Below are 19,576 nucleotides of genomic sequence, written 5' to 3'. Positions count from 1 at the left end.
TCATTGACGTTTTATTTTTGCGCATATTACCGCACCGAATTCAAGTACATGACCAAAAAGCAGCTCTGGATTGGCCTTGGCGTTTTAGCACTTATTCTCGGCGGCTACCTCGCCTACCGCTGGTCGAAAGCGCCCGCCCGCTCGGCCTGGATGCTGATTCCGTCGGATGCCTTGCTGGTGCTGGAAAGCTCGAATCTCCAGGACACCCTTTCCAGACAGGCCCAGCTCAACGAAATGGCCCTGCGGACAACCCCGATTTTCCAGGAAGCCCTGCGGAGCCTCGAAAAATTGGTCTGGGCCCCGCTCGATACGGCCAGCGCCGTTCAGTTTCTGCACGAAAAACCGGTCTGGTATTCCCTGCATCCTACGTCCAAAGACCGACTCGGCTTTGTTTTTTACATCCCTATTCAATCCCTTCAGGACCAAGCGTTTCTGAACCGAATCCAGAATCCGGATGCTGACCGGTTTCGGGTTCTTAGCCATCCCTACGAAGGCACTAAAATTCACGAACTGCTCACGGTCCGGAACGAATCGCTCGGGTCGTTTGTCGTGCTGGACGATTATCTGGTGGGCAGTCCCTCAACCATTTTGATGGAGAGCGTGGTCCGGCGCATGAATCAGCCGTTCAGTGAAACCCCGCTGCAACGGGCCGATGTGTCGCTGATCCGACCGGGCACGCTGGCGGGTATTTACGTGCGCAGTTCGGTTCTGTCGGCGGTATTGTCCCCGAACGAATCGAGTACCGATTACCAGTCGAAATACATCAAGGCGCTGTTGCCCACCGAACTGCTGACCCGTTTTCGGCAATCGCCCACCCGAACCCACCTTATCGGCCTTTCGACGGACGACATTGGAGCCAAAGGAGCACTGGCCCATTTGTTCGACCGGCAAACCCCTTTCCGGATCAGTTGCGCCAACCTGATTCCCGACCAGACCACCACGCTGTTTCATTTTAGCCTGAGCAACGGGCCGCGTTTTGGAAAGGCACTGACGGCTTTTATCAATGCCGAGGACGAAGCCGATACGCGCGAGGGCCGCCGGAAACTTCGCCCCCTGCTCCAGAACGAAGACAACGGTATTTATCGCTACGTGGGCAACGAAATTGCCCTGCTGCGGCTGGATGCGCCCTCATCGGACCGGCGACTGGTGATGCTGATTCACTCCCCCAACATTGAACGCCTGTGGGACCGGTACCAACTGGCAGCCCTGCTGACAACCGGAACCGATCGGATTTCGGCCTCCAAACCCTTTCTGCGGTACCGGATTTCGTCCCTCCAAGCGCCCAATTTACCGGCTTTTCTGTTTGGTGGACTGTTTCGCGGATTTGACCAGAACTGGCTGACGCAGGTTGGCGATTACCTGGTCGTTGCCAACGGACAGGGCGTTTTGCAGGAATACCTTCAGGCGGTAGAGCAACGAACGGTTTGGTCGGAATCGACCCGGCAACGGGATTTAGTGACGCAAACCATGCGCCCCGCCAATTTTACGGCGTACACACGCTTTAACCGCGCTGGCGAGTCGATGGCATCCAACTGGCCGCAATCCTGGCAGCAACTGTTAAACCACGACGAGACGGCACTGGATAATGTCGAAAACCTGATCTACCAGAGCACGTACGGTCGCGAACGGATTTACTCCTCCCTGATTCTGGGCCGCACCACGCGCCGGGCGAGCGAAGCCGTTCTGAACCGGGTTTTTCTGCAACGGAAAATCACGCTCGACGCACCGCTGGTGAGCCAGCCGATGGTGCTTGACGATTTTGTGGGTAGCTCCGGCGTGATGTGGGCGGTGGACAATGCCCAGCAGTTTATCCTGATTACCCCCGAAGGCGAAAAGCACAGGCTGGGTTCAGTCAACGGCCCGGTGCTGAGTTCGCTGGTGCCGGTCGATTTCCTGAGTAACGGGCGTCTGCAATACGCGTTTACGACGGCCCGGTCGCTCTACATCGCCGATCCGGTCAACGGTTTGGCCAAACTCCAGTCTATCCCGCTACCGGACGGTATCGACCCGGCGACCCTGATGGCTCCCCGACGGGACCAAAACCGCAACCTGATTCTGCTGATGCTTCACCGCAACGGCAGCGTCTACGGATACGACCGGCAGCAGAAACGATTTGTTTCGGTGCTTTCCGTCAATAATCCTGCCGGAGAAGGTGTAGCGGCTTTTCATGCGCCCGTGCGGAATCAGGCGCTTTCGGTGGTGTCGGTGCAGAAAGATGGGCGGCTTTTTTACTGGAACGAACATGACGGTCCGATCCGTGGTTTTCCCGTTGATCTGAAGTCCGAAATGATCGGTCCGGCCTGGCTGGAAACCGGCAATCCGTCCACCATTACAACGCTGACCCGGCAGGGCGAATTGATTCATATTGGAGCCGACGGGCAGATTACCGAACGGAATCAGTTGTACCGTCCCGTCCGCCGGGGTTCGTTCAGGCTGCTTCCGGACGTGAATCAGAACGGTTATGTCCTGGTCCGGGCTTCGGACACGGAAGTGGCCATTCTGGACCGGAACGGCAAACAGCTTTTTGAAGTTCGGGGCCTGCGACCGGGGCAAACCAGCATCCGTTACCACGTTTTAGGGTCCGGCATCAATCTAATCAGCGTTAAATCCGGTAATTTTACGAGCCTGTATGACTTGGCGGGTCGCCCCGTCGGCGACCGCCCCATTCCGGGTAATTATCCGGTAGAACTGCAATTTTCGCCGACCCGGAATAAATTATTTGTGTACAGTACCGACAACAAAGCCGTTCAGATCTGGTCGGTGAAGTTGCGCTAACGAGCATCCTATGAAAATTGGCGTTATCGTCCGTTATATCGTTTTACTGCTTTCCATTTTGATTTACATCGGCAGTTGTTCGACCGATGTGCTGAATACCGCCCAGCGGGAACGGATTGTTCCGGATGATTACCGGTTTGGCGACCTTTACCGGCTGGCGAATTTGCCGCAGTTTAAAAGCCGACAGATTCCCTGCCCACCGGCTTACCCGGCCGATGGTCCGCGCAAACCCATTCATTTTTACATCATCGGCGATAGTTTCTCCGAACCGCCCCGCGTTACCCTGGCCGATCTGCCGGTTCAGCATTTTCACCGGACGAAATGGGCGTTTCCCCGGCGCGTTCAACTGGATACAACCAAAACAAATGTGCTGGTGATTGAAACCGTCGAGCGGCATTTCCGCGACCAGTTTGGCAAGCACATTAACGAATTGCAGGTGGTGGCCGATACCACCCAACCCGCTCCGGAACCCGAAACCCGCTGGAACTGGCAGGCTCTCACGAAGGAAATGGAAGACTTATTTTCCCGCGATGCCGTTGAAGGTCGCCTGGAAACCATTCTGTTTTTTACAGATTGGGCGCTCTGGTTCAAGGAGTTGAAAGCCTGGCTAACGCTGGCCTGGTTTGACCGGGTTAATACCAAAACGTCGCTCTCGCCCGACCGAAAGCACCTGCTGTATTACATGGATACGGACACCTCCCGAATCAACTCGTCGTTTACTCCCCTCCCCGACTCGTTGCTCAACCGCTACATTGATACGATTAACGTGGTGGCCGATCGGTATAAGAAACTCGGCTTTGATCAGGTCTATCTTTCCATCATTCCCAACAAAACCAGCATCAATGCGCCCGACATGGGGCCGCTGCCCTACAATCATCTGATCGAACGCGTTCAGCAAAGCCCGCGGCTGGCAATCCCGGCCATTGACATTTACACGCCGTATAAGGCCAGCCAGCTGCCGTTGTACGAAATCAGCGATGCGCACTGGAACTGCGCCGGACGGGCCATCTGGATGCGGGAAGTAACAGAGAAACTGGATTCACTGCCCTGAAAACAAAAAAGCTTACCACCAATGAGTGATAAGCCTTGTAGGATGTAGCGGGCTCGAACCGCTGACCTCCGCCCTGTCAAGACGGCGCTCTGAACCAACTGAGCTAACATCCTGTTGTGTTTCGGGTCACAAAATTAGGAGATTTCTTCAGTTTCCAAATGCACCCGGTAAACTTTTTGTGAAGGAATTCGCCACAACAGCAGCAAACCGACCACAAACAGGGCCAGTAACGCCAGCACACTGTTCCGCATACTGCCCGTAACCTGCTCAATCAGACCGTACATGAGTGTTCCGATAACGATGGACAGTTTTTCGGTAACATCGTAAAAACTAAAGTACGAAGCCGTCTCCTGCGTATCGCCCGGAATCAGTTTGGAGTATGTCGCCCGCGAAAGCGCTTGAATACCGCCCATCACCAGTCCCACCAATACCGCCAGCGCGTAAAACTGGTACTCCGTCTGGACGTAATACGCACCCACGCAAATGCCAATCCAGACCGTTACCGCCATCATCAGCGCGTAGACATTACCAAACCGCCCCGACAGCCGCGCAAAAAGAATAGCCCCCGGAATGGCAATCAACTGAATGAGCAGGATGGTGATGATCAGACTCTGAGCGGGCAGTTTCAATTCGTCGCTGCCAAATATGGTGGCAATGTACATTACCGTCTGAACGGCCATGTTGTAGACAAAAAATGCCAGCAGAAACTTTTTCAGCAAGGCTTGTTTCTGCACCTGCGCATAGACTTTTTTCAGTTCCCGAAACCCGTTGAAAAGCCAGTTACCGGAAGTTTCGGCGGCTCGGCGTCGTTCGGCGTCGGGCAAATACCGGAACGAAAGCTGGGAAAAACCCAGCCACCAGATTCCGACCGTCAGAAAGGAAATGCGCGAAGCCATCGCGCCGGACATACCGCCGTACCACTGCGGAAACAGAATCATGGTCAGGTTAAAAACCATCAGCAGTACACTACCGATGTAACCCATTGTGAAACCGCGCGCACTCACCCGGTCGATCTGGTCCTCCGTGACAATTTCGGGTAGGTAGGAGTTGTAAAAAACGATGCTGCCCCCCCAGCCGACCAGACTCAGGATAAAACAGAAAACCGCAAACGTGGTCGTCTCCTGCGTAAAAAAATACAGCAGGGAGCAACTGACCGACCCCAGTAGGCAGAAGAATTGCATGAAAGACTTCTTGCGTCCGCTGTAATCGGCCAGCGCCGACGAAAACGGACTCAATAGCGCAATCAGTAGAAAAGATACCGAAACCGCGTAGGAGAAAAGCACCGAATTTTTGACCGAAAACCCCAGAAAGTCAATCACATTACCCCCCGTATTGTTCAGGGCCGTGGCGCTGAAATAAACCGGAAAAATGCTGGAAACGATCACCAGCGAGTGCACGGAGTTTGCCCAGTCGTACAGGCACCAGGCGTTAATGACACGGGGATTGTTTTTCATGGAAAGCTGAAGCAACCTTGGTAAAAAACCGTCCGTTTACTGTTTTTTATAATACCGGACGTAATCGATGGTAAAGGTAAACGGAAATTTCGAGTAATCGATTTCGCCCCCGCTGGTACCGCCCAGGGCCAGATTCAGCAGCAGAAAATGCGGTTTGGTAAACGGCTGCCATTCGATTGCCGGCATATCACTGGCCCGGTAGATGGCGTAATTGAAATCGTCGACATACATCCGGATTTCCTTTTCATCCCATTCGAGGACATACGTATGAAAGGCGTCCGACAGATCCGGTATGGCGGGCGAAATGCTGATTTGCGCGGCATCTTTGCCGTTGGCGTCGGCTTTGTGCAAACTTCCAAATACATACTGCGGAGCAAAACCCAGCCACTCCATGATATCAATTTCACCGCTGGCCGGCCACCCTACTTCATACCGGTTTGTGCCCAGGGTCCAGATGGCGGGCCAGGCGCCTTTGCCCATCGGCAGTTTGGCCCGGACCTCGATTTTGCCGTAATGAAAATCCGCTTTGCCCAGCGTAACCAGACACGCCGAACTGACGGGATGGGCTTCGGTCGTATCGCGCAGTGCCGTGATGATGAGATTGCCGTTCTCAACCCGGCTGTTTTTCAATCGTTTAGACTGATAATATTGCACTTCCTGGTTTCGGATATAGCCTTCCTGATAGGTCCAGCGCGTAGAGTCAGGCAATCCGGTATAGTTAAATTCATCCGACCACACCAGTTGATAGGTCGGTTCGGGCGGGGGTTCCGGTTTGCGTTTACAGGATACAAAAAGAAAACTAAATAGACTGGCAACGATTAAAAAATACTTCATACGGTTTATCACTTGAGGATTTCAAACAACAGTTCGGGTTCGTCGGTCGTGATAAAATCCACGTACTGATCCACAAACCATTGCATACTGATTCGGTCATTCACCGTCCAGACGGTAACAGCCAGTTTTCTTTCCTTTGCGTCCCGAATCCAGTCCGGTTTCAGGGTCAGAATGGCATAGTTGTAGGACAGGCCCGAAAATTTGTCGGCAACCAACTGCCCGGGCGGTTGATCGCCGTTCAGGTACGACACACGAGCGGCTGGGTCCAGCGTCAGGATGTGTTTGCACACCTCATAATCAAAGCTGCTGTAATCGACCAGTGCCTGAGCCTTCAGAGCTTTCACCAGTTCAACGGCTTTCCGGGCCGTGGCCAGGGAGCGCTCTTTGCTCACGCGGGACCCTTTAATTTCCAGCATCAGCCGGGTTTTTGTCTGTTTGAGCCCTTCCGTCAAAAAAGCCGCCAGAGTAGGCAACGCTTCTCCATTGCTTAGTTTTACGCCGGAAAGCCGGGCCGACGGGGTTGTTTCGATGGGTATTCCGTTCACAGAATTGTCGTGGTGAATCAACAAAACCGAATCGGCAGCCATCTGAACATCAAACTCGCTGCCGGAACAGCCCAGTTGAATGGCCCGCCGGAGCGAAGCCAGCGAATTTTCGGGAACACCGGCGGCTTTCCAGGCTCCGCGGTGCGCAATTACTTTGGTTACATAGTCAGGAGTAGAAACGGGATCTTTTCGGCAACTGCTTACGGTAATCAGAATAAGGGGAAACAAATAAGTCAGCCAATTGCGCATATATGTTCAGACTTTCCTGTTGAAAGCCATTGAGTTTCTAAGATACAAACGTTTCCGTAGGCTTATTCTGCGAACTAAAATAAATACAAAGCTAAACTTCTATCCGGAAAACTCGGTTAAACAGGGAATCCTTCCGCTTAATAGGCACTTTACTTCATGAATCGACTAGCCCAAGAAAGTAGTCCTTATCTGCTGCAACACGCCCACAATCCGGTCGACTGGTATCCCTGGGGACCGGAAGCCCTGCAAAAAGCACAGCAGGAAAATAAACCGATTCTGGTCAGCATTGGTTATTCGGCCTGCCACTGGTGCCACGTGATGGAACGTGAATCCTTTGAAAACGAGCAGGTTGCCCAGGTCATGAATCAACATTTTGTCTGCATCAAAGTAGACCGGGAAGAACGCCCCGATGTGGATGCCATCTACATGGATGCCGTGCAGGCAATGGGCGTGCAGGGCGGCTGGCCGCTGAACGTTTTCCTGATGCCCGACGCCAAACCGTTTTACGGTCTGACGTATCTCCCACCCCGTCAGTGGGTTAATCTGCTGACGAGTGTGCGCTCGGCCTTCAACGAGCACCCCGACCAGTTGGCCGATTCGGCGGAAGGGTTTGCGCGTCACCTGAACATGAGCGTCTCCGAGCAGTACTACCTGACCGATACCACGCCGAAGTTTAGCCAGGAACTGCTTGACACGATGTATCAGAAACTGGCCGATTCGTTTGATTCCGTGAAGGGCGGCCCCCGGAAAGCACCCAAATTTCCGATGCCGAGCATTTACGGTTTTCTGTTGCGGTATTACCACGTCACCCAGAACGAAGAGGCTCTGAACCATCTTCAGCGGACGCTCGACTTCATGGCCCTCGGCGGTATTTACGACCAGATTGGGGGCGGCTTTGCACGGTATTCGGTGGATGATCAGTGGTTTGCCCCACACTTCGAAAAAATGCTGTACGACAACGGCCAGTTGCTCACGCTTTATTCCGAAGCCTACAGCCTGACTCAACGGTCGTTGTATCAGAAAACCGTTTTTCAAACCATCGACTTTCTGAAACGCGAACTGACCAGTCCCGACGGCGGTTTTTACTCGGCGCTGGATGCCGACAGCGAAGGCGTGGAAGGCAAGTTTTACACCTGGACGACCCCGGAACTGCAAACGGTTTTAGGAGACGATTTCAACTGGTTTAGTGAACTTTACCACATTGCGCCTGAGGGCAACTGGGAAGAACACGACGGTGTGGGGCGTAACATCCTGCACCGGGTGGTATCGGACGAAGATTTTGCCCGGCAGCAGGGGTTAACACAGGCCGAATTGGCTGAGAAACTAACTACAACTCACCAGAAACTGATGGCCGTTCGCGACACCCGCATCCGGCCCGGTCTGGACGATAAAATTCTGTGTTCCTGGAACGGTCTGATGTTGAAGGGACTCGTAACCGCCTACCGGGTTTTCGGAGAAGCCTCTTTTCTGGAACTGGCCGAGCAGAACGCCCGCTTCATTCAGGAAAAACTTACCCGGTCCGAAACCGGCCAACTCTGGCATAGTTACAAAACCGGCGTCAACGGCGCACCGGGCGTGGCTTCCATTACGGCCTATCTGGAGGATTACGCAGCGGTGATCGACGGCTATCTGGCTCTCTATCAGGCAACGTTTAAGGAAGCTTATCTGCGGGAAGCCGACCGACTTACCCGGTATACGCTCGATCATTTCTGGGACGAAGAAGATCACCTGTTCTTTTTTACCGACCAGGCTGGCGAAACCCTGATTGCCCGAAAGAAGGAGGTGTTTGACAATGTAATTCCGGCGTCCAACTCCATGATGGCTCACAACCTCTACACGCTCAGTCTGTTGCTGGAACAACCAGTCGAGGGGTTACCGGCCTATACGGCCTTGCTTGACGCAATGATGGGACGAGTACAGTCGCTGCTTCAGCAAAACGCCGAGTATCTGACGCACTGGGCCGCGCTGTATGCAATGCGGGTGAAGCCCACCGCCGAAATTGCGCTGGTTGGGCCGGACGTTCACCAGTTCCGGCGGGAAATTGACCAACGGTTTTATCCGAATAAGGTATTGGCCGGTACCGAGACGGAAAGCCTGCTACCGTTGCTGGAAAACCGGACCGCTATTAACGGGCAAACCGCTATTTATGTGTGTTATAACCGGGCCTGCCAGCTCCCCGTAACCAGCGTGGAAGCCGCTTTCAACAATCTGGAGAAGTAATAAAAAGAGCGTTAACGAGCCACTTCAACGCCGAGAAACTGCATTTTTGGACAGGAAGATGTAGTTTCCCGGCTGAAGGTAATTTTCCCCTCCACCACATTCATCAGCCTGGTACGGACCTGAGCCCGACCCAGCGCGCTCATGGCGATACCAATGACCAGATAAATTCCGACAAGCATCAAACGGTGACCCAAAATTCTTCTCATGACTTCACAGGTAGGTAATGTGGTGGCAAAAGTAGCGCTTCCCTATGAAAGTATGATGCGTAGTTTCCCCTGTTTTACGCTGTATAAAACTACGTATTTACCAACCGGCGGACGCCTTAGGAGATGCGGCCAGGGTTTTCGTTGATAAAAGCTGACCAGGCCCCTTTTTTGGCTTTTTTCCCGGTTGATTTGTTTCCCGGCAGGGCGTCTTTGTGGAAATAGTGACAGATGGCAATGGCCAGCGCATCGGTGGCATCAAAAAACTCGGGGTCCAGTTCAACCCTCAATAAATGCCCCACCATGTGCGAAACCTGCTCTTTGGCGGCATTTCCGTTGCCCGTTACCGACTGTTTCACCCGGCGCGGAGCGTACTCCACAATCGGAATCCCTCTTGAAAGGGCCGCGGCCATGACAACGCCCTGCGCCCGACCCAGTTTCAGCATGGCCTGCACGTTTTTCCCGAAAAACGGGTCCTCAATCGCCATCTCGTCGGGCAGGTATTCTTCAATGAGCTGGATCATCCGCTCAAAGAGTTTCTTTAATTTCAGTTCGTGGGTGCTATATTTGCTCAGGTGAATGACACCGTATTGCAACATATCCATCTGGGTTTTCCGTATGCCGATGACCCCATAGCCCGCAATCTGAGTGCCGGGATCGACCCCCAGAATAATCTTATCGTACACGTCCTGTTCGGTAGCGGGAATTGAATTGGGCATGGAATTTTGTACGGTGTTTTAGCAGTGATGATATGCAAAGTAACGGTTTCGTCCCTCAAAGATCGTATCCCCGAACCAAAAAAATCGTTTTTTGGGCAAAAATCGGTATCCTTCTTCTGATTGTCAGTTATATTTTCATAACCGTAACCCGTCAGCAACACGACTTTCAATCGGCCTGGGGATATTGGCAAAACGCCAACTGGCTTAGTTTCTCCGCCTTTTTGCTGCTGCTGCTCACACCCGTCAACTGGTTGCTGGAAGCCTTGAAATGGCAGATTCTGGTCCGCCGGGTCGAACCCATTACTCTGGGGGAAGCCACGCAGGGCGTCCTGGCCGGGCTGGCGATGGGGTTTGCCCTGCCGGCCCAGTTGGGCGATACCGCCGGTCGGCTGCTGTCGCTGCGCTCCGACCAACGCTGGGAGGGCATTGGGGCCGCGCTGGTGTCGGGCGGAATGCAGTTTTTTGCGGCCCTGTTTTTCGGAACCGTCGCCCTGTTTGTTCAATTGCAGGTCGGAGCAAAGGAGATGCCAATGGCCCAATGGGCCTTGTTCTGGCTCCTGCTCCTAACGCTCCTGCTGGGCGGGCTGGCGGGCTGGTTTCGCCACCGGCTGGCCCATCTTCCGTTCCGGTGGATGCAGCGCTGGGAAAAATACTGGGCCGTGGCTGCGCACTACACCACCGCCGAACTCTGGCTGGCCTTCGGGGCCGCTTCACTGCGCTACCTGACCTTCTCGCTGCAATTTTATCTGGCGATGACCTTATTTGAAATTCACCTGCCCGCCCGCGAAACCGCAACAGGCATCGGGCTGGTGTACCTGGGCAAAACGATTATTCCGGCGTTCAATCTGCTGAGCGATCTGGGCGTACGGGAAGCTACGTCGATGTGGGTGTTTGGCCAGTGGCAAGTCCCCGCAACGCAGATTCTGTCGGCCACGCTGACGCTCTGGCTCATTAACATTCTGGCCCCGGTTTTGGTCGGTTTGTTCTGGGTCTGGAAATTAAAATTAACAAACCGTTCATCCTGAATGATTTACATCCTGATCAGTATATCTCTTCTTTATGCGTTATTTACCTTAATCCTGGCCGTTACCTGGTGGCGAATGCCGGTATTCGTGGCTCCGGATGCAGGCAGCCAAGACGGTTTGCCTAAAATCAGCGTCATCATACCGGTTCGCAATGAAGAATTTACCTTACCCCTTTTGTTAGCGGATTTAAAAGCTCAGACATATTCGCCCGGCCTTTTTGAAGTCATCGTTGCCGACGACTCTTCCACCGACAACACCCTGACCATCACGCGGGAACTGATTAAAACCGTGCCTTACCTTCTGCGCCCGCTGTCCCTCGCCAACGAGCCAACCACCTCGCCCAAGAAGCGGGCCATCCGCCAGAGCATTACCATCGCCACCGGCGATCTGATTGTTACCACCGACGGCGACTGCCGCGTGGGTCCGCACTGGCTCGAAACCATTGCGGCTTTTTATAAGCAAACCGGTGCCCGGCTGATCAGCGGCCCCATCAGTTTCAACTCCGACCATACGGTTTTCGGCAACCTGCAAACCGTGGAGAGCAGCAGCCTGATCGGCGCGGGGGCCTGCACGATGGCCCTGGGTTCGCCAACGATGTGTAACGGGGCCAACCTGACCTACGAAAAACGGGTTTTCGAAGCCGTGGGCGGTTTTGACGGCATCGACCACGTGGCTTCCGGCGACGATGAACTGCTGATGCACAAGATCGCCAGCCGGTATCCTGACGGTGTTAAGTTTTTAAAAAGCCCGGACGCCATCGTCCATACGGCTCCGCAACCGAGCCTGCGGGCGTTCTACCATCAGCGGAAACGCTGGGCCAGCAAATGGCGGGCTTACCAGAGTATGTTGCCGTCGCTGCTGGCTGTTTTCATTTTTGCCAGCAACCTGGCCGTTCCGCTGGCGGTGGCCGGCTATTGGAGTTTTGGGGTAACCGGTTACCAACTTATCAGCCTGATTGCCTTGAAAGCTGTGCCGGAGTGGCTATTTTTGGGCTCCGTGCTGATGTTTCTGAAAAAGAAGCGCGTACTCCTCTGGATTCCGGTCACGCAACTGGTGTATCCGCTGTACGTTGTTTTCTTCGGCTTAGCGGCTCAGCAGAAGGGCTTTCGGTGGAAGGGCCGGAACCTGCATTAACGGCATCAAACCGTCTGACGAACCAATCGTATGTTTCTGCATAAAACGAATTTTCTCCTGCGGGCCTTGTTTCCCCGGTATACCTGGCGGGTTCCAACGCGGGAAAAGGTCATTTACCTGACGTTCGACGACGGCCCGATTCCGGAAGTGACCGAATTTGTGCTGGACACCCTGAAACAGCATCAGGCCAAGGCGACGTTTTTCTGCATCGGCGACAACGTCCGGAAGCACCCCGGTATTTTTGAAATGGTGCAGAACGGCGGCCACTCCATCGGCAATCATACGTTCAACCACCTCAACGGCTGGAAAACCGAAGATCAGCCCTATCTGGAAAATTTCCGGCAATGCCAGCAGCAACTGGGCGTCGCGACCCGGTTGTTTCGCCCTCCCTACGGCCGGATGAAACGCAGCCAGGGAACCCAAGTGCTGAAAACCCACGACGTTATCATGTGGGATGTGCTGACGGGCGATTTTTCTCCGTCGCTAACGCCGGAAGTTATTTTGCAGAAAACCCTGAAATACACCGAACCGGGTTCAATCATTTTATTCCACGACAGCATCAAAGCCTGGCCCCGAATGAGTTACGCCCTGCCGCGCGTACTGACGCACTTCTCCGAACAGGGGTACCGCTTTGATCGTTTACCCCAAACCACCCCGGTTTCGTGAGCATCGACGCCAGCATTCTGATTGCCGCCCGCAACGAAGAAGCCACCATTCTGCGCTGTCTAGAGGCCGTCGAACGCCTTCACTACCCGAAGGAGCGTTACGAAGTGCTGATTGGCAATGACCAGTCGGAGGACCAGACCGGCCCGCTTATCGCCCATTTTATTCGAGACAAACCTCATTTCCACCTGTTTACCATTACCGAACGAGTGGGGCAACAGGCCGGAAAGGCCAATGTGCTGGCCCAGTTGGCCCGCCATGCCCGGGGGCCGGTTCTGCTGTTTACCGACGCGGACTGTGAAGTGCCCCCTGACTGGATTCAGGGTATGTTAAAACCGTTTCAGGACGAAAAAACCGGTATTCTGACGGGTTGTACGCAGATCATCGGTCAGAGCATTTTTGAAAAACTCCAGGCTGTTGACTGGTTTTACGGGCAATACCTGATTAAGCAACTAACCGATCTGAATATTCCGGTTACGGCGATGGGCAATAACATGGCGGTTCGCCGGACGGCTTACGATGCGGTGGGCGGCTACGAACGTCTGCCGTTTTCGATTGTGGAAGATTATCAACTCTTTACCGAGATTGTCCGGCGACGGTTTTCCTTCGCGCAGCGGTTCGAACCGACGGTTTTGGCAAACACCCTCCCATTACCAACGATTCGGAGCTGGTTACACCAACGCAAACGCTGGATGACGGGCGCCCTGCAATTGCCGGTCTATTTCATGCTCTTGTTTGTGCTGCAACTGCTTTTTTACCCGGCTCTGATTTTGCTGGCCTTTTGGCATCCGGTTGCGGCTGCAATCGTCTGGGGTGTTAAATTTGGGGTGCAATCGGCACAACTGCTCTGGATTCTGAACCGGTTTCGCCGGTGGGATTTGTTACCCTATCTGATCAGCTACGAGATTTACCTGCACCTTGGGTATTTCGTATCGCTGGTTTACTATTTGTTACCAACTCAAGTGGTCTGGAAAGGCCGAACGTACTCATGATTGACACCCACGCCCATATTTACGACCTTCAGTTCGAAGACAAAGACGCCATGCTGATGGCGGCTCAGGATCAGAATGTCTCTCAGATTTGGATGCCCAACTGCGCCCGCGAAACCATAGACGCCATGATGGCGCTGGCCGAACGGTATCCCGACCGCTGCCTGCCTATGATGGGGTTACACCCTTGTTATGTTACCGAAACCGTCGAGGAGGAACTGGCTGCCGTCGAAAGCTGGCTCAACCGCTATCCGTTTTTTGCCATCGGTGAAATTGGCCTGGATTTTTACTGGGACCTGACCCACATCGACCGCCAGTTTGAAGCGTTTACGGTTCAGTTACAATGGGCCTCGCAGCGCAACCTGCCCATTTCGATCCACAGCCGATCGGCCAAAGACGGCAGCCGCAATGCCTTTGCCGAAGCCGCCGACCTGATCGAAAAGCTGGCCCTGCCCAACCTAACCGGCATTTTTCACTGCTTTGTCGGAACCGTCGATGAAGCCCGGCGCGCCATTGATCTGGGTTTTAAGCTGGGCATTGGCGGGGTTTCGACCTTTAAAAACGGCGGCCTGGACACCGTGATTCCGCACATCGATCTGGAACACCTGGTGCTCGAAACTGACGCGCCATACTTAGCCCCCGTTCCGTACCGGGGCAAACGGAATGAACCGGCCTACCTGAAACTGATTGCCCAGCGGGTGGCCGATCTGAAGCAACTGCCGCTGGAACAGGTGGCCGAACAAACCACCCGAACCTCCCGACAACTCCTTGATCGTTAAGCATGTACCGCACCATTCACATTAACCCGGCCCGGCCCGGACGCCGCGTTCGTCGGTTCTGGTGATTTACACCGGCGGTACGCTCGGTATGATTTATGACCGGCAGAACGACCAGCTGGTTCCGTTCGACTTTGAACAGATTCTGGACCGCGTGCCCGAAATCCGGCGGCTGGATTTCGAACTGACGGTAGTGGTGCTGAACGAACTCCTTGACTCGTCGAACATGAAACCGGCCAACTGGCTGCATATGGCCCGGATCATTGGGGAAAATTACGACGCCTACGATAGCTTTGTGATTCTGCACGGAACCGACACGATGGCCTACACAGCGTCGGCGCTTAGTTTTCTGCTGGAAGGGCTGACTAAACCGGTAATTCTGACCGGGGCGCAGTTGCCAATTGGGGTGGCCCGCTCCGACGCGCGTGAGAATTTCATTACGGCGCTGGAAATTGCGGCTGCACAGGAAAACGGGCGTCCGCTGGTTCCCGAAGTATGTATCTATTTTAACTCGTTGTTACTTCGGGGAAATCGGGCGAAAAAGAAAGAAAGCGTCCATTTCAATGCCTTTCATTCCGAAAATTACCCGCATCTGGCGATGGCCGGGGTGAATATTGAATATAACACGCCATTTATTCGTCCGTATTCCGCCGAGTCGCGGTTGAAGGTATACGAAGCCATGGAGACGCAGGTGATCGTTATGCCCCTGTTTCCGGGTATCAGTTCGCCGATTGTCAGCGGTATTCTGGGGATTCCGGGCCTGCGGGGCCTGGTGCTGGAAAGTTACGGAGCCGGAAATGCGCCCACCGAAACCTGGTTCCTGAATGCCCTGGCGAATGCCATCGACCGGGGGCTGGTGATTGTCAATGTTTCGCAGTGCGACGGCGGCCGGGTGACCCAGGGGCGTTACCAGACCAGCAAGCAGCTGGATTCGATCGGAGTAGTAAGTGGCAGTGACCTGACTGTGGAAGCCGCCATTACCAAGCTGATGTTCCTGCTGGCGAATGAACCCGACCCGGATTTGCTAAAAAACCGCCTGGCCGAACCGATTTGTGGCGAAATGAGTCGATGAAGTTCCGTAAGAGATTGTAAATTTCAGGAATAACCATCATCTTTGCATCCCGTTTCAACCCAGAGAGGTGTCCGAGTGGTTGAAGGAGCACGCCTGGAAAGTGTGTATACGTCTAAAGCGTATCGAGGGTTCGAATCCCTTCCTCTCTGCATGATACTTTGATAACTCGCTCATTTTGGGCGAGTTATTTTATTTTAGAACAATTGAGTGAAATTGAGGTGAAATCCTTTCATTATTGTAAGATACTATTTATTCAACATACATGGCCAAGACAGAATTGCTTGTAGGAAAGATTCTGTTACCCTCCTCCAAAACTTCTTGAACTGGAGAAATGGGCGAAGCCCCGGAAGTGGGTATTCCGGGGCTTCATCTTATTCTTAAATGGTTACTTGAAAAGTTTGCCACGTATTCAGCCCGCCCTGAATCAAAATTATTATCCGGAAGATCGTGATTAGAAGAACGACGGGGGTGTTGCGAGAACACCCCCGTCGTCTGCGGACCGTTGCCTCACTTCGTTGGTCCTCTGTTGCGAAAGCGGTGGGTTCGATTGTAGTTTGTCTGCTTTCCAAAAGAAAAATCACCCTGGCACCAGGTTGCCTCATCGGCACACCCCACCTCCGATGGAGTCCAACAACCGGTTGCTGCTTCTTACTTCGACCCCATTATGGCTACGCTTTCCGCCGATCAGCACCCCATTCAAGCCTTAGTTTCCTTCCTCTTCAGTCGACGCGAAACCTTGTTAAATAACTGGCGGGCAGCTTGTGAAGCCGACCCCCAACTGCCCCAGATTGCCCTCCTGGGCCGTGAGGAGTTTAACAACCTCATCCCTTTGATGCTCGACATTATTGAACAACACCTGCTGCAACAGCCGCCAAAGGATGATCTCATGGCAACCGCCTTGTCCCACGGCTTACACCGCTGGCAGAAAGCCAACGGCTTAGCCGATCTAATCCGGGAGTTTAATCACCTTGCCGCCATGATTGAGCAGGAAGTACTGCTGTTTGGGCAACTCTACCCACAGCAGGATGCCAAATGGGCTCTACAGGCGCAGGCGCAGATCAACACCCTGCTGAGGACGGCCGTTTTGGGCAGCATCAGCAAATACGATGAACTGCAACGGCTGGAAGCCAGCAGCCGGGCGGCCAGCCTGCAACACGCTCTGGAGCAGATGAATGCTCTGTCCCGGCAGCGGGGTGATGTTTTGCGTACGTCTTCCCATGATCTGCGCGGAGGTTTGGGCATCATTCGTAGTGCGGCCCAGCTCATCAACCTGGAAACGATCAGTGACCAGGAACGACAGCAATACCAGGAGATGTTAAACCGCAATCTGGGCAATGTCCAGTCCATGCTGAGTCAGTTGATGGATTTAGCCCGCCTGGAGGCCGGGTTGGACCCCTTGCAGATCGAAGCCTTTGATGCGGCTGAATTGCTCCAGGAACTGGTCACCGGCGCTCAACCGCTGGCTCTGGAGCGGGGGCTGATTCTAAGGGCTGACGGTCCGGCTTCCTTACGGGTTGAAACCGACCGGGTAAAAATCTACCGAATTGCCCAGAATCTGATTATCAATGCCCTGAAGTATACCACAACAGGCATTGTGTCGGTGACCTGGTCGGTGGAGAGTGACTGGCGATGGAACTTCAGTGTGCAGGATTCGGGGCCAGGCTTACCCGGCGGCCTGATCGAGCTGTTTCATCAGCAACTCAAGCCCACCGTCGAGCCAACCAGCGTGCTCTCGCCGGAAGAAGGACAGCCCACGCCGGTTCATCCCGACCAAGCCCATACCGTTCCAGCCGGTGTGTCGCCGGCCAGCCGTGCCGGAACGGGTGAGGGTGTAGGATTGCACATCGTCAAACGGTTGTGTGAGCAGCTTCGCGCCAGTCTGGAAGTAGAAAGTATCAGCGGCCGAGGCACGGTTTTCCGTCTTCGGATGCTGGTCCATACGCAATCCCGCTGATAGACTCCCAACCGCCCAGCCGGGTCAGAACCGTAATACCAGACAACCGATATGCTTTTGAACGACGATACAGCGGTGCGGATTTCTTGTGAAAATCTTAGATTAATTTTAATAAAATCACCTTCAGCACTAAGGGTAAATCCCAGAATTTGTGTCATCCGACTACTTAACCGGCTTACCAATGACCCAAACGACAGGTTACCCGTTCTTACCTTCCAACGATACTCCCCGCCCACGGCCCTTACCAGCCCCCGCGGCAACTGTAACCGTGGTCGATCATGAGCATCTGATACGGCTGGCATTTGCGGATTCGCCCGAGAAAGGTTTTAAAGCCCTCTACCGACTGTATTACAGCGCCCTTTGCAGCCATGCCATCCGGTTTGTATACACCCGGGAGATTGCCGAAGACATTGTGGGGGAGGTATTTTATCAGCTTTGGAAAACCGGCTCGTACAACTCGGTTGAACTGACCTTCCGGACGTATCTATACGCAGCCGTCCGGCATCGGGCGTATAACTACCTGCGGGATGAACTGACCGGAAAAAAGGCCCCCGCTTCCCTGGATGACATGGACCTAGCGGGCGGTGACGAATCCCCCCAGACCCTGATTGAATACGACGAAACGTTTCAGCGGCTGGAGAAAGTAATTCAAGAACTGCCCTCGCAATGCCAGCGGGTTTTTCTGATGAGTCGTTTTGAAAACCGTAAAAATCAGGAAATCGCCAACGAACTGGGCATTGCCCTCAAAACCGTTGAGGCCCATCTGACCCGGGCCTTGCGGCAGATGCGCCAGATTCTTCTGCTGATCCCGTTGCTGCTGGAGCTATACTGACCCCAATCCGCCCGGTTCCTTCTACTCCATTCCTCTTTTATTATGGACGAACTCATCACGAAAGCGCGCTTTTTCGAGTATTTCTCCGGAAAGGCGACCCCCCTACAGAAAAAAAACATCGAAGCCTGGCTAGTGGATCCCGCAAACCGGGACCTTTATTACCAGTGGCTGCACGAGTGGGAGGAAAACAACCCTCAACTGATAACCGATTGGGAGACCGCTTTCGATACGGCCCGGCAACGCATAAACCAACCCGACCCGTCCGACCAGCCGGATACGTCCGCCCGGTTACGCTGGTGGCAGCAACGGCTTTTTCTGGCCTGGACGCTGGCGGCTTCCGTCGTTCTTCTCCTGGGTCTTGTTGGCTGGCTGTTCTCCGATGCAATCCGGTATAAAACCCTGGAAAGCGGCTTTGGCGAAACCAAACGCAACATTCTGCCCGATGGATCGGAGGTCGTACTGAATGCCAATTCCCGGATTCGTTACCCCCGATTTGGCTTTGCATCCGACCATTTCCTCGGTTTTTTGACCAATACGCCAGCCGAACGGCGGGTTGAACTGACGGGAGAGGCTGACTTTTCGGTCCGGCACCTGCCCAGCCACCGACGGTTTGTGGTGCTGACGGAGAAAGGGGTATCGGTTCAGGTGCTCGGCACGCAGTTTACCGTTCTCAGCCGCGGAGAACGAACCCGGGTCGTGCTGCGGTCGGGAAAGGTGGAACTGACGACCAAACAGGCCAGCCGCCCGCCCCTGATCATGAAGCCCGGCGATTGGGTGACGCTCGATGCGCAGGGTAAACTGGCCGTCCGCAAAACGGCTCATCCCGAACACGTTGCGGCCTGGAAGCATCACCGGTTTGTATTTGACCGCACTCCCCTGCACGACATTGCCCAACTGCTTCAGGATAATTACGGCCTGACTATTACGATAGATGACCAGGAACTCGCCACCCGGACCATTTCCGGGGCCTTTCCGGCCCAGGATGCCAACGATTTGATCAAGCTGGTCGCCGAGATCCTGCAAATCAACTACTTCCGCGATAACACCAACGTTACGTTTACAAATTAACCATACACCCTTT

Annotated in this window: 16 protein-coding genes, 2 tRNA genes and 1 pseudogene; 13 read left to right on the top strand and 6 right to left on the bottom strand. The window is 54.0% G+C overall.

The genetic code is table 11. From position 1 onward, the window contains the following. Positions 1-48: 48 nt before the first annotated feature. Positions 49-2,775, top strand: coding sequence for a hypothetical protein (locus LX87_RS09695; protein ID WP_146624460.1), 2,727 nt, complete (start codon positions 49-51; stop codon positions 2,773-2,775). A gap of 10 nt (positions 2,776-2,785) precedes the next feature. Beyond that, the gene (locus tag LX87_RS09690; RefSeq protein ID WP_111628000.1) at positions 2,786-3,826 is read left to right on the top strand and encodes an alginate O-acetyltransferase AlgX-related protein; all 1,041 of its coding nucleotides are present in this window, start codon (positions 2,786-2,788) and stop codon (positions 3,824-3,826) included. A 38-nt stretch (positions 3,827-3,864) separates the two neighbouring features. Here LX87_RS09690 and LX87_RS09685 read toward each other — a convergent pair. The 4 genes from LX87_RS09685 to LX87_RS09670 form a co-directional block, all read right to left on the bottom strand. Continuing rightward, positions 3,865-3,939 (bottom strand) — tRNA-Val (locus tag LX87_RS09685). 21 nt (positions 3,940-3,960) lie between these two features. Next, the gene (locus LX87_RS09680) at positions 3,961-5,280 is read right to left on the bottom strand and encodes an MFS transporter (protein ID WP_111627999.1); all 1,320 of its coding nucleotides are present in this window, start codon (positions 5,278-5,280) and stop codon (positions 3,961-3,963) included. A gap of 36 nt (positions 5,281-5,316) precedes the next feature. Next, a complete protein-coding gene (locus LX87_RS09675) occupies positions 5,317-6,114 on the bottom strand; it encodes a glycoside hydrolase family 16 protein (protein ID WP_111627998.1) in 798 nt (265 codons plus the stop codon). Positions 6,115-6,122: 8 nt separating this feature from the next. Continuing rightward, complete coding sequence (locus LX87_RS09670; RefSeq protein ID WP_111627997.1) at positions 6,123-6,908, bottom strand: glycerophosphodiester phosphodiesterase; 786 nt, start codon at positions 6,906-6,908, stop codon at positions 6,123-6,125. A 156-nt stretch (positions 6,909-7,064) separates the two neighbouring features. On the opposite strand from LX87_RS09670, the gene LX87_RS09665 reads away from it, so the two are divergent. After that, positions 7,065-9,128 (top strand): thioredoxin domain-containing protein, encoded by a 2,064-nt coding sequence (locus tag LX87_RS09665; RefSeq protein WP_111627996.1) that lies wholly within the window; start codon positions 7,065-7,067, stop codon positions 9,126-9,128. Positions 9,129-9,139: 11 nt separating this feature from the next. Here the strand turns inward: LX87_RS09665 and LX87_RS28550 are convergent, their stop codons facing one another. Next, a complete protein-coding gene (locus LX87_RS28550; protein ID WP_146624459.1) occupies positions 9,140-9,334 on the bottom strand; it encodes a hypothetical protein in 195 nt (64 codons plus the stop codon). 116 nt (positions 9,335-9,450) lie between these two features. Then, complete coding sequence (gene ruvC, locus LX87_RS09660; RefSeq protein ID WP_111627995.1) at positions 9,451-10,050, bottom strand: crossover junction endodeoxyribonuclease RuvC; 600 nt, start codon at positions 10,048-10,050, stop codon at positions 9,451-9,453. A 32-nt stretch (positions 10,051-10,082) separates the two neighbouring features. Between ruvC and LX87_RS09655 the strand changes: the two genes are divergently transcribed. The 10 genes and pseudogenes from LX87_RS09655 (at position 10,083) to LX87_RS09610 (ending at position 19,563) form a co-directional block, all read left to right on the top strand. Further along, on the top strand, positions 10,083-11,075 hold the full coding sequence (locus LX87_RS09655; protein ID WP_111627994.1) for a lysylphosphatidylglycerol synthase domain-containing protein: 993 nt from the start codon (positions 10,083-10,085) through the stop codon (positions 11,073-11,075). After that, positions 11,076-12,209, top strand: a complete 1,134-nt coding sequence (locus LX87_RS09650; RefSeq protein WP_111627993.1) for a glycosyltransferase — start codon at positions 11,076-11,078, stop codon at positions 12,207-12,209. It abuts the gene before it with no gap. 30 nt (positions 12,210-12,239) lie between these two features. Then, positions 12,240-12,875: a polysaccharide deacetylase family protein gene (locus tag LX87_RS09645; RefSeq protein ID WP_111627992.1), complete on the top strand. Its 636-nt coding sequence runs from the start codon at positions 12,240-12,242 to the stop codon at positions 12,873-12,875. Next, positions 12,872-13,864 carry a glycosyltransferase gene (locus LX87_RS09640; RefSeq protein WP_111627991.1) on the top strand — a complete coding sequence of 331 codons (993 nt, stop codon included), beginning with the start codon at positions 12,872-12,874 and terminating at the stop codon, positions 13,862-13,864. Before LX87_RS09645 ends, LX87_RS09640 begins: the two co-directional genes overlap by 4 nt. Then, positions 13,861-14,640, top strand: a complete 780-nt coding sequence (locus LX87_RS09635; protein WP_111627990.1) for a TatD family hydrolase — start codon at positions 13,861-13,863, stop codon at positions 14,638-14,640. The genes LX87_RS09640 and LX87_RS09635 overlap by 4 nt, the downstream gene beginning before the upstream one ends. A 2-nt stretch (positions 14,641-14,642) precedes the next feature. After that, positions 14,643-15,709, top strand: a pseudogene (locus LX87_RS09630) (asparaginase). 61 nt (positions 15,710-15,770) lie between these two features. Beyond that, positions 15,771-15,858 (top strand) — tRNA-Ser (locus tag LX87_RS09625). 515 nt (positions 15,859-16,373) lie between these two features. Continuing rightward, positions 16,374-17,663: a sensor histidine kinase gene (locus LX87_RS09620; RefSeq protein WP_111627989.1), complete on the top strand. Its 1,290-nt coding sequence runs from the start codon at positions 16,374-16,376 to the stop codon at positions 17,661-17,663. A gap of 181 nt (positions 17,664-17,844) precedes the next feature. After that, positions 17,845-18,495, top strand: coding sequence for an RNA polymerase sigma-70 factor (locus LX87_RS09615; protein WP_111627988.1), 651 nt, complete (start codon positions 17,845-17,847; stop codon positions 18,493-18,495). 42 nt (positions 18,496-18,537) lie between these two features. After that, on the top strand, positions 18,538-19,563 hold the full coding sequence (locus LX87_RS09610) for a FecR family protein (protein ID WP_111627987.1): 1,026 nt from the start codon (positions 18,538-18,540) through the stop codon (positions 19,561-19,563). Positions 19,564-19,576 lie beyond the last annotated feature (13 nt).

It is taken from the genome of Larkinella arboricola (assembly GCF_003259745.1).
GTDB lineage: Bacteria > Bacteroidota > Bacteroidia > Cytophagales > Spirosomataceae > Larkinella > Larkinella arboricola.
This window is presented reverse-complemented; position numbering and strand designations above follow the sequence as displayed.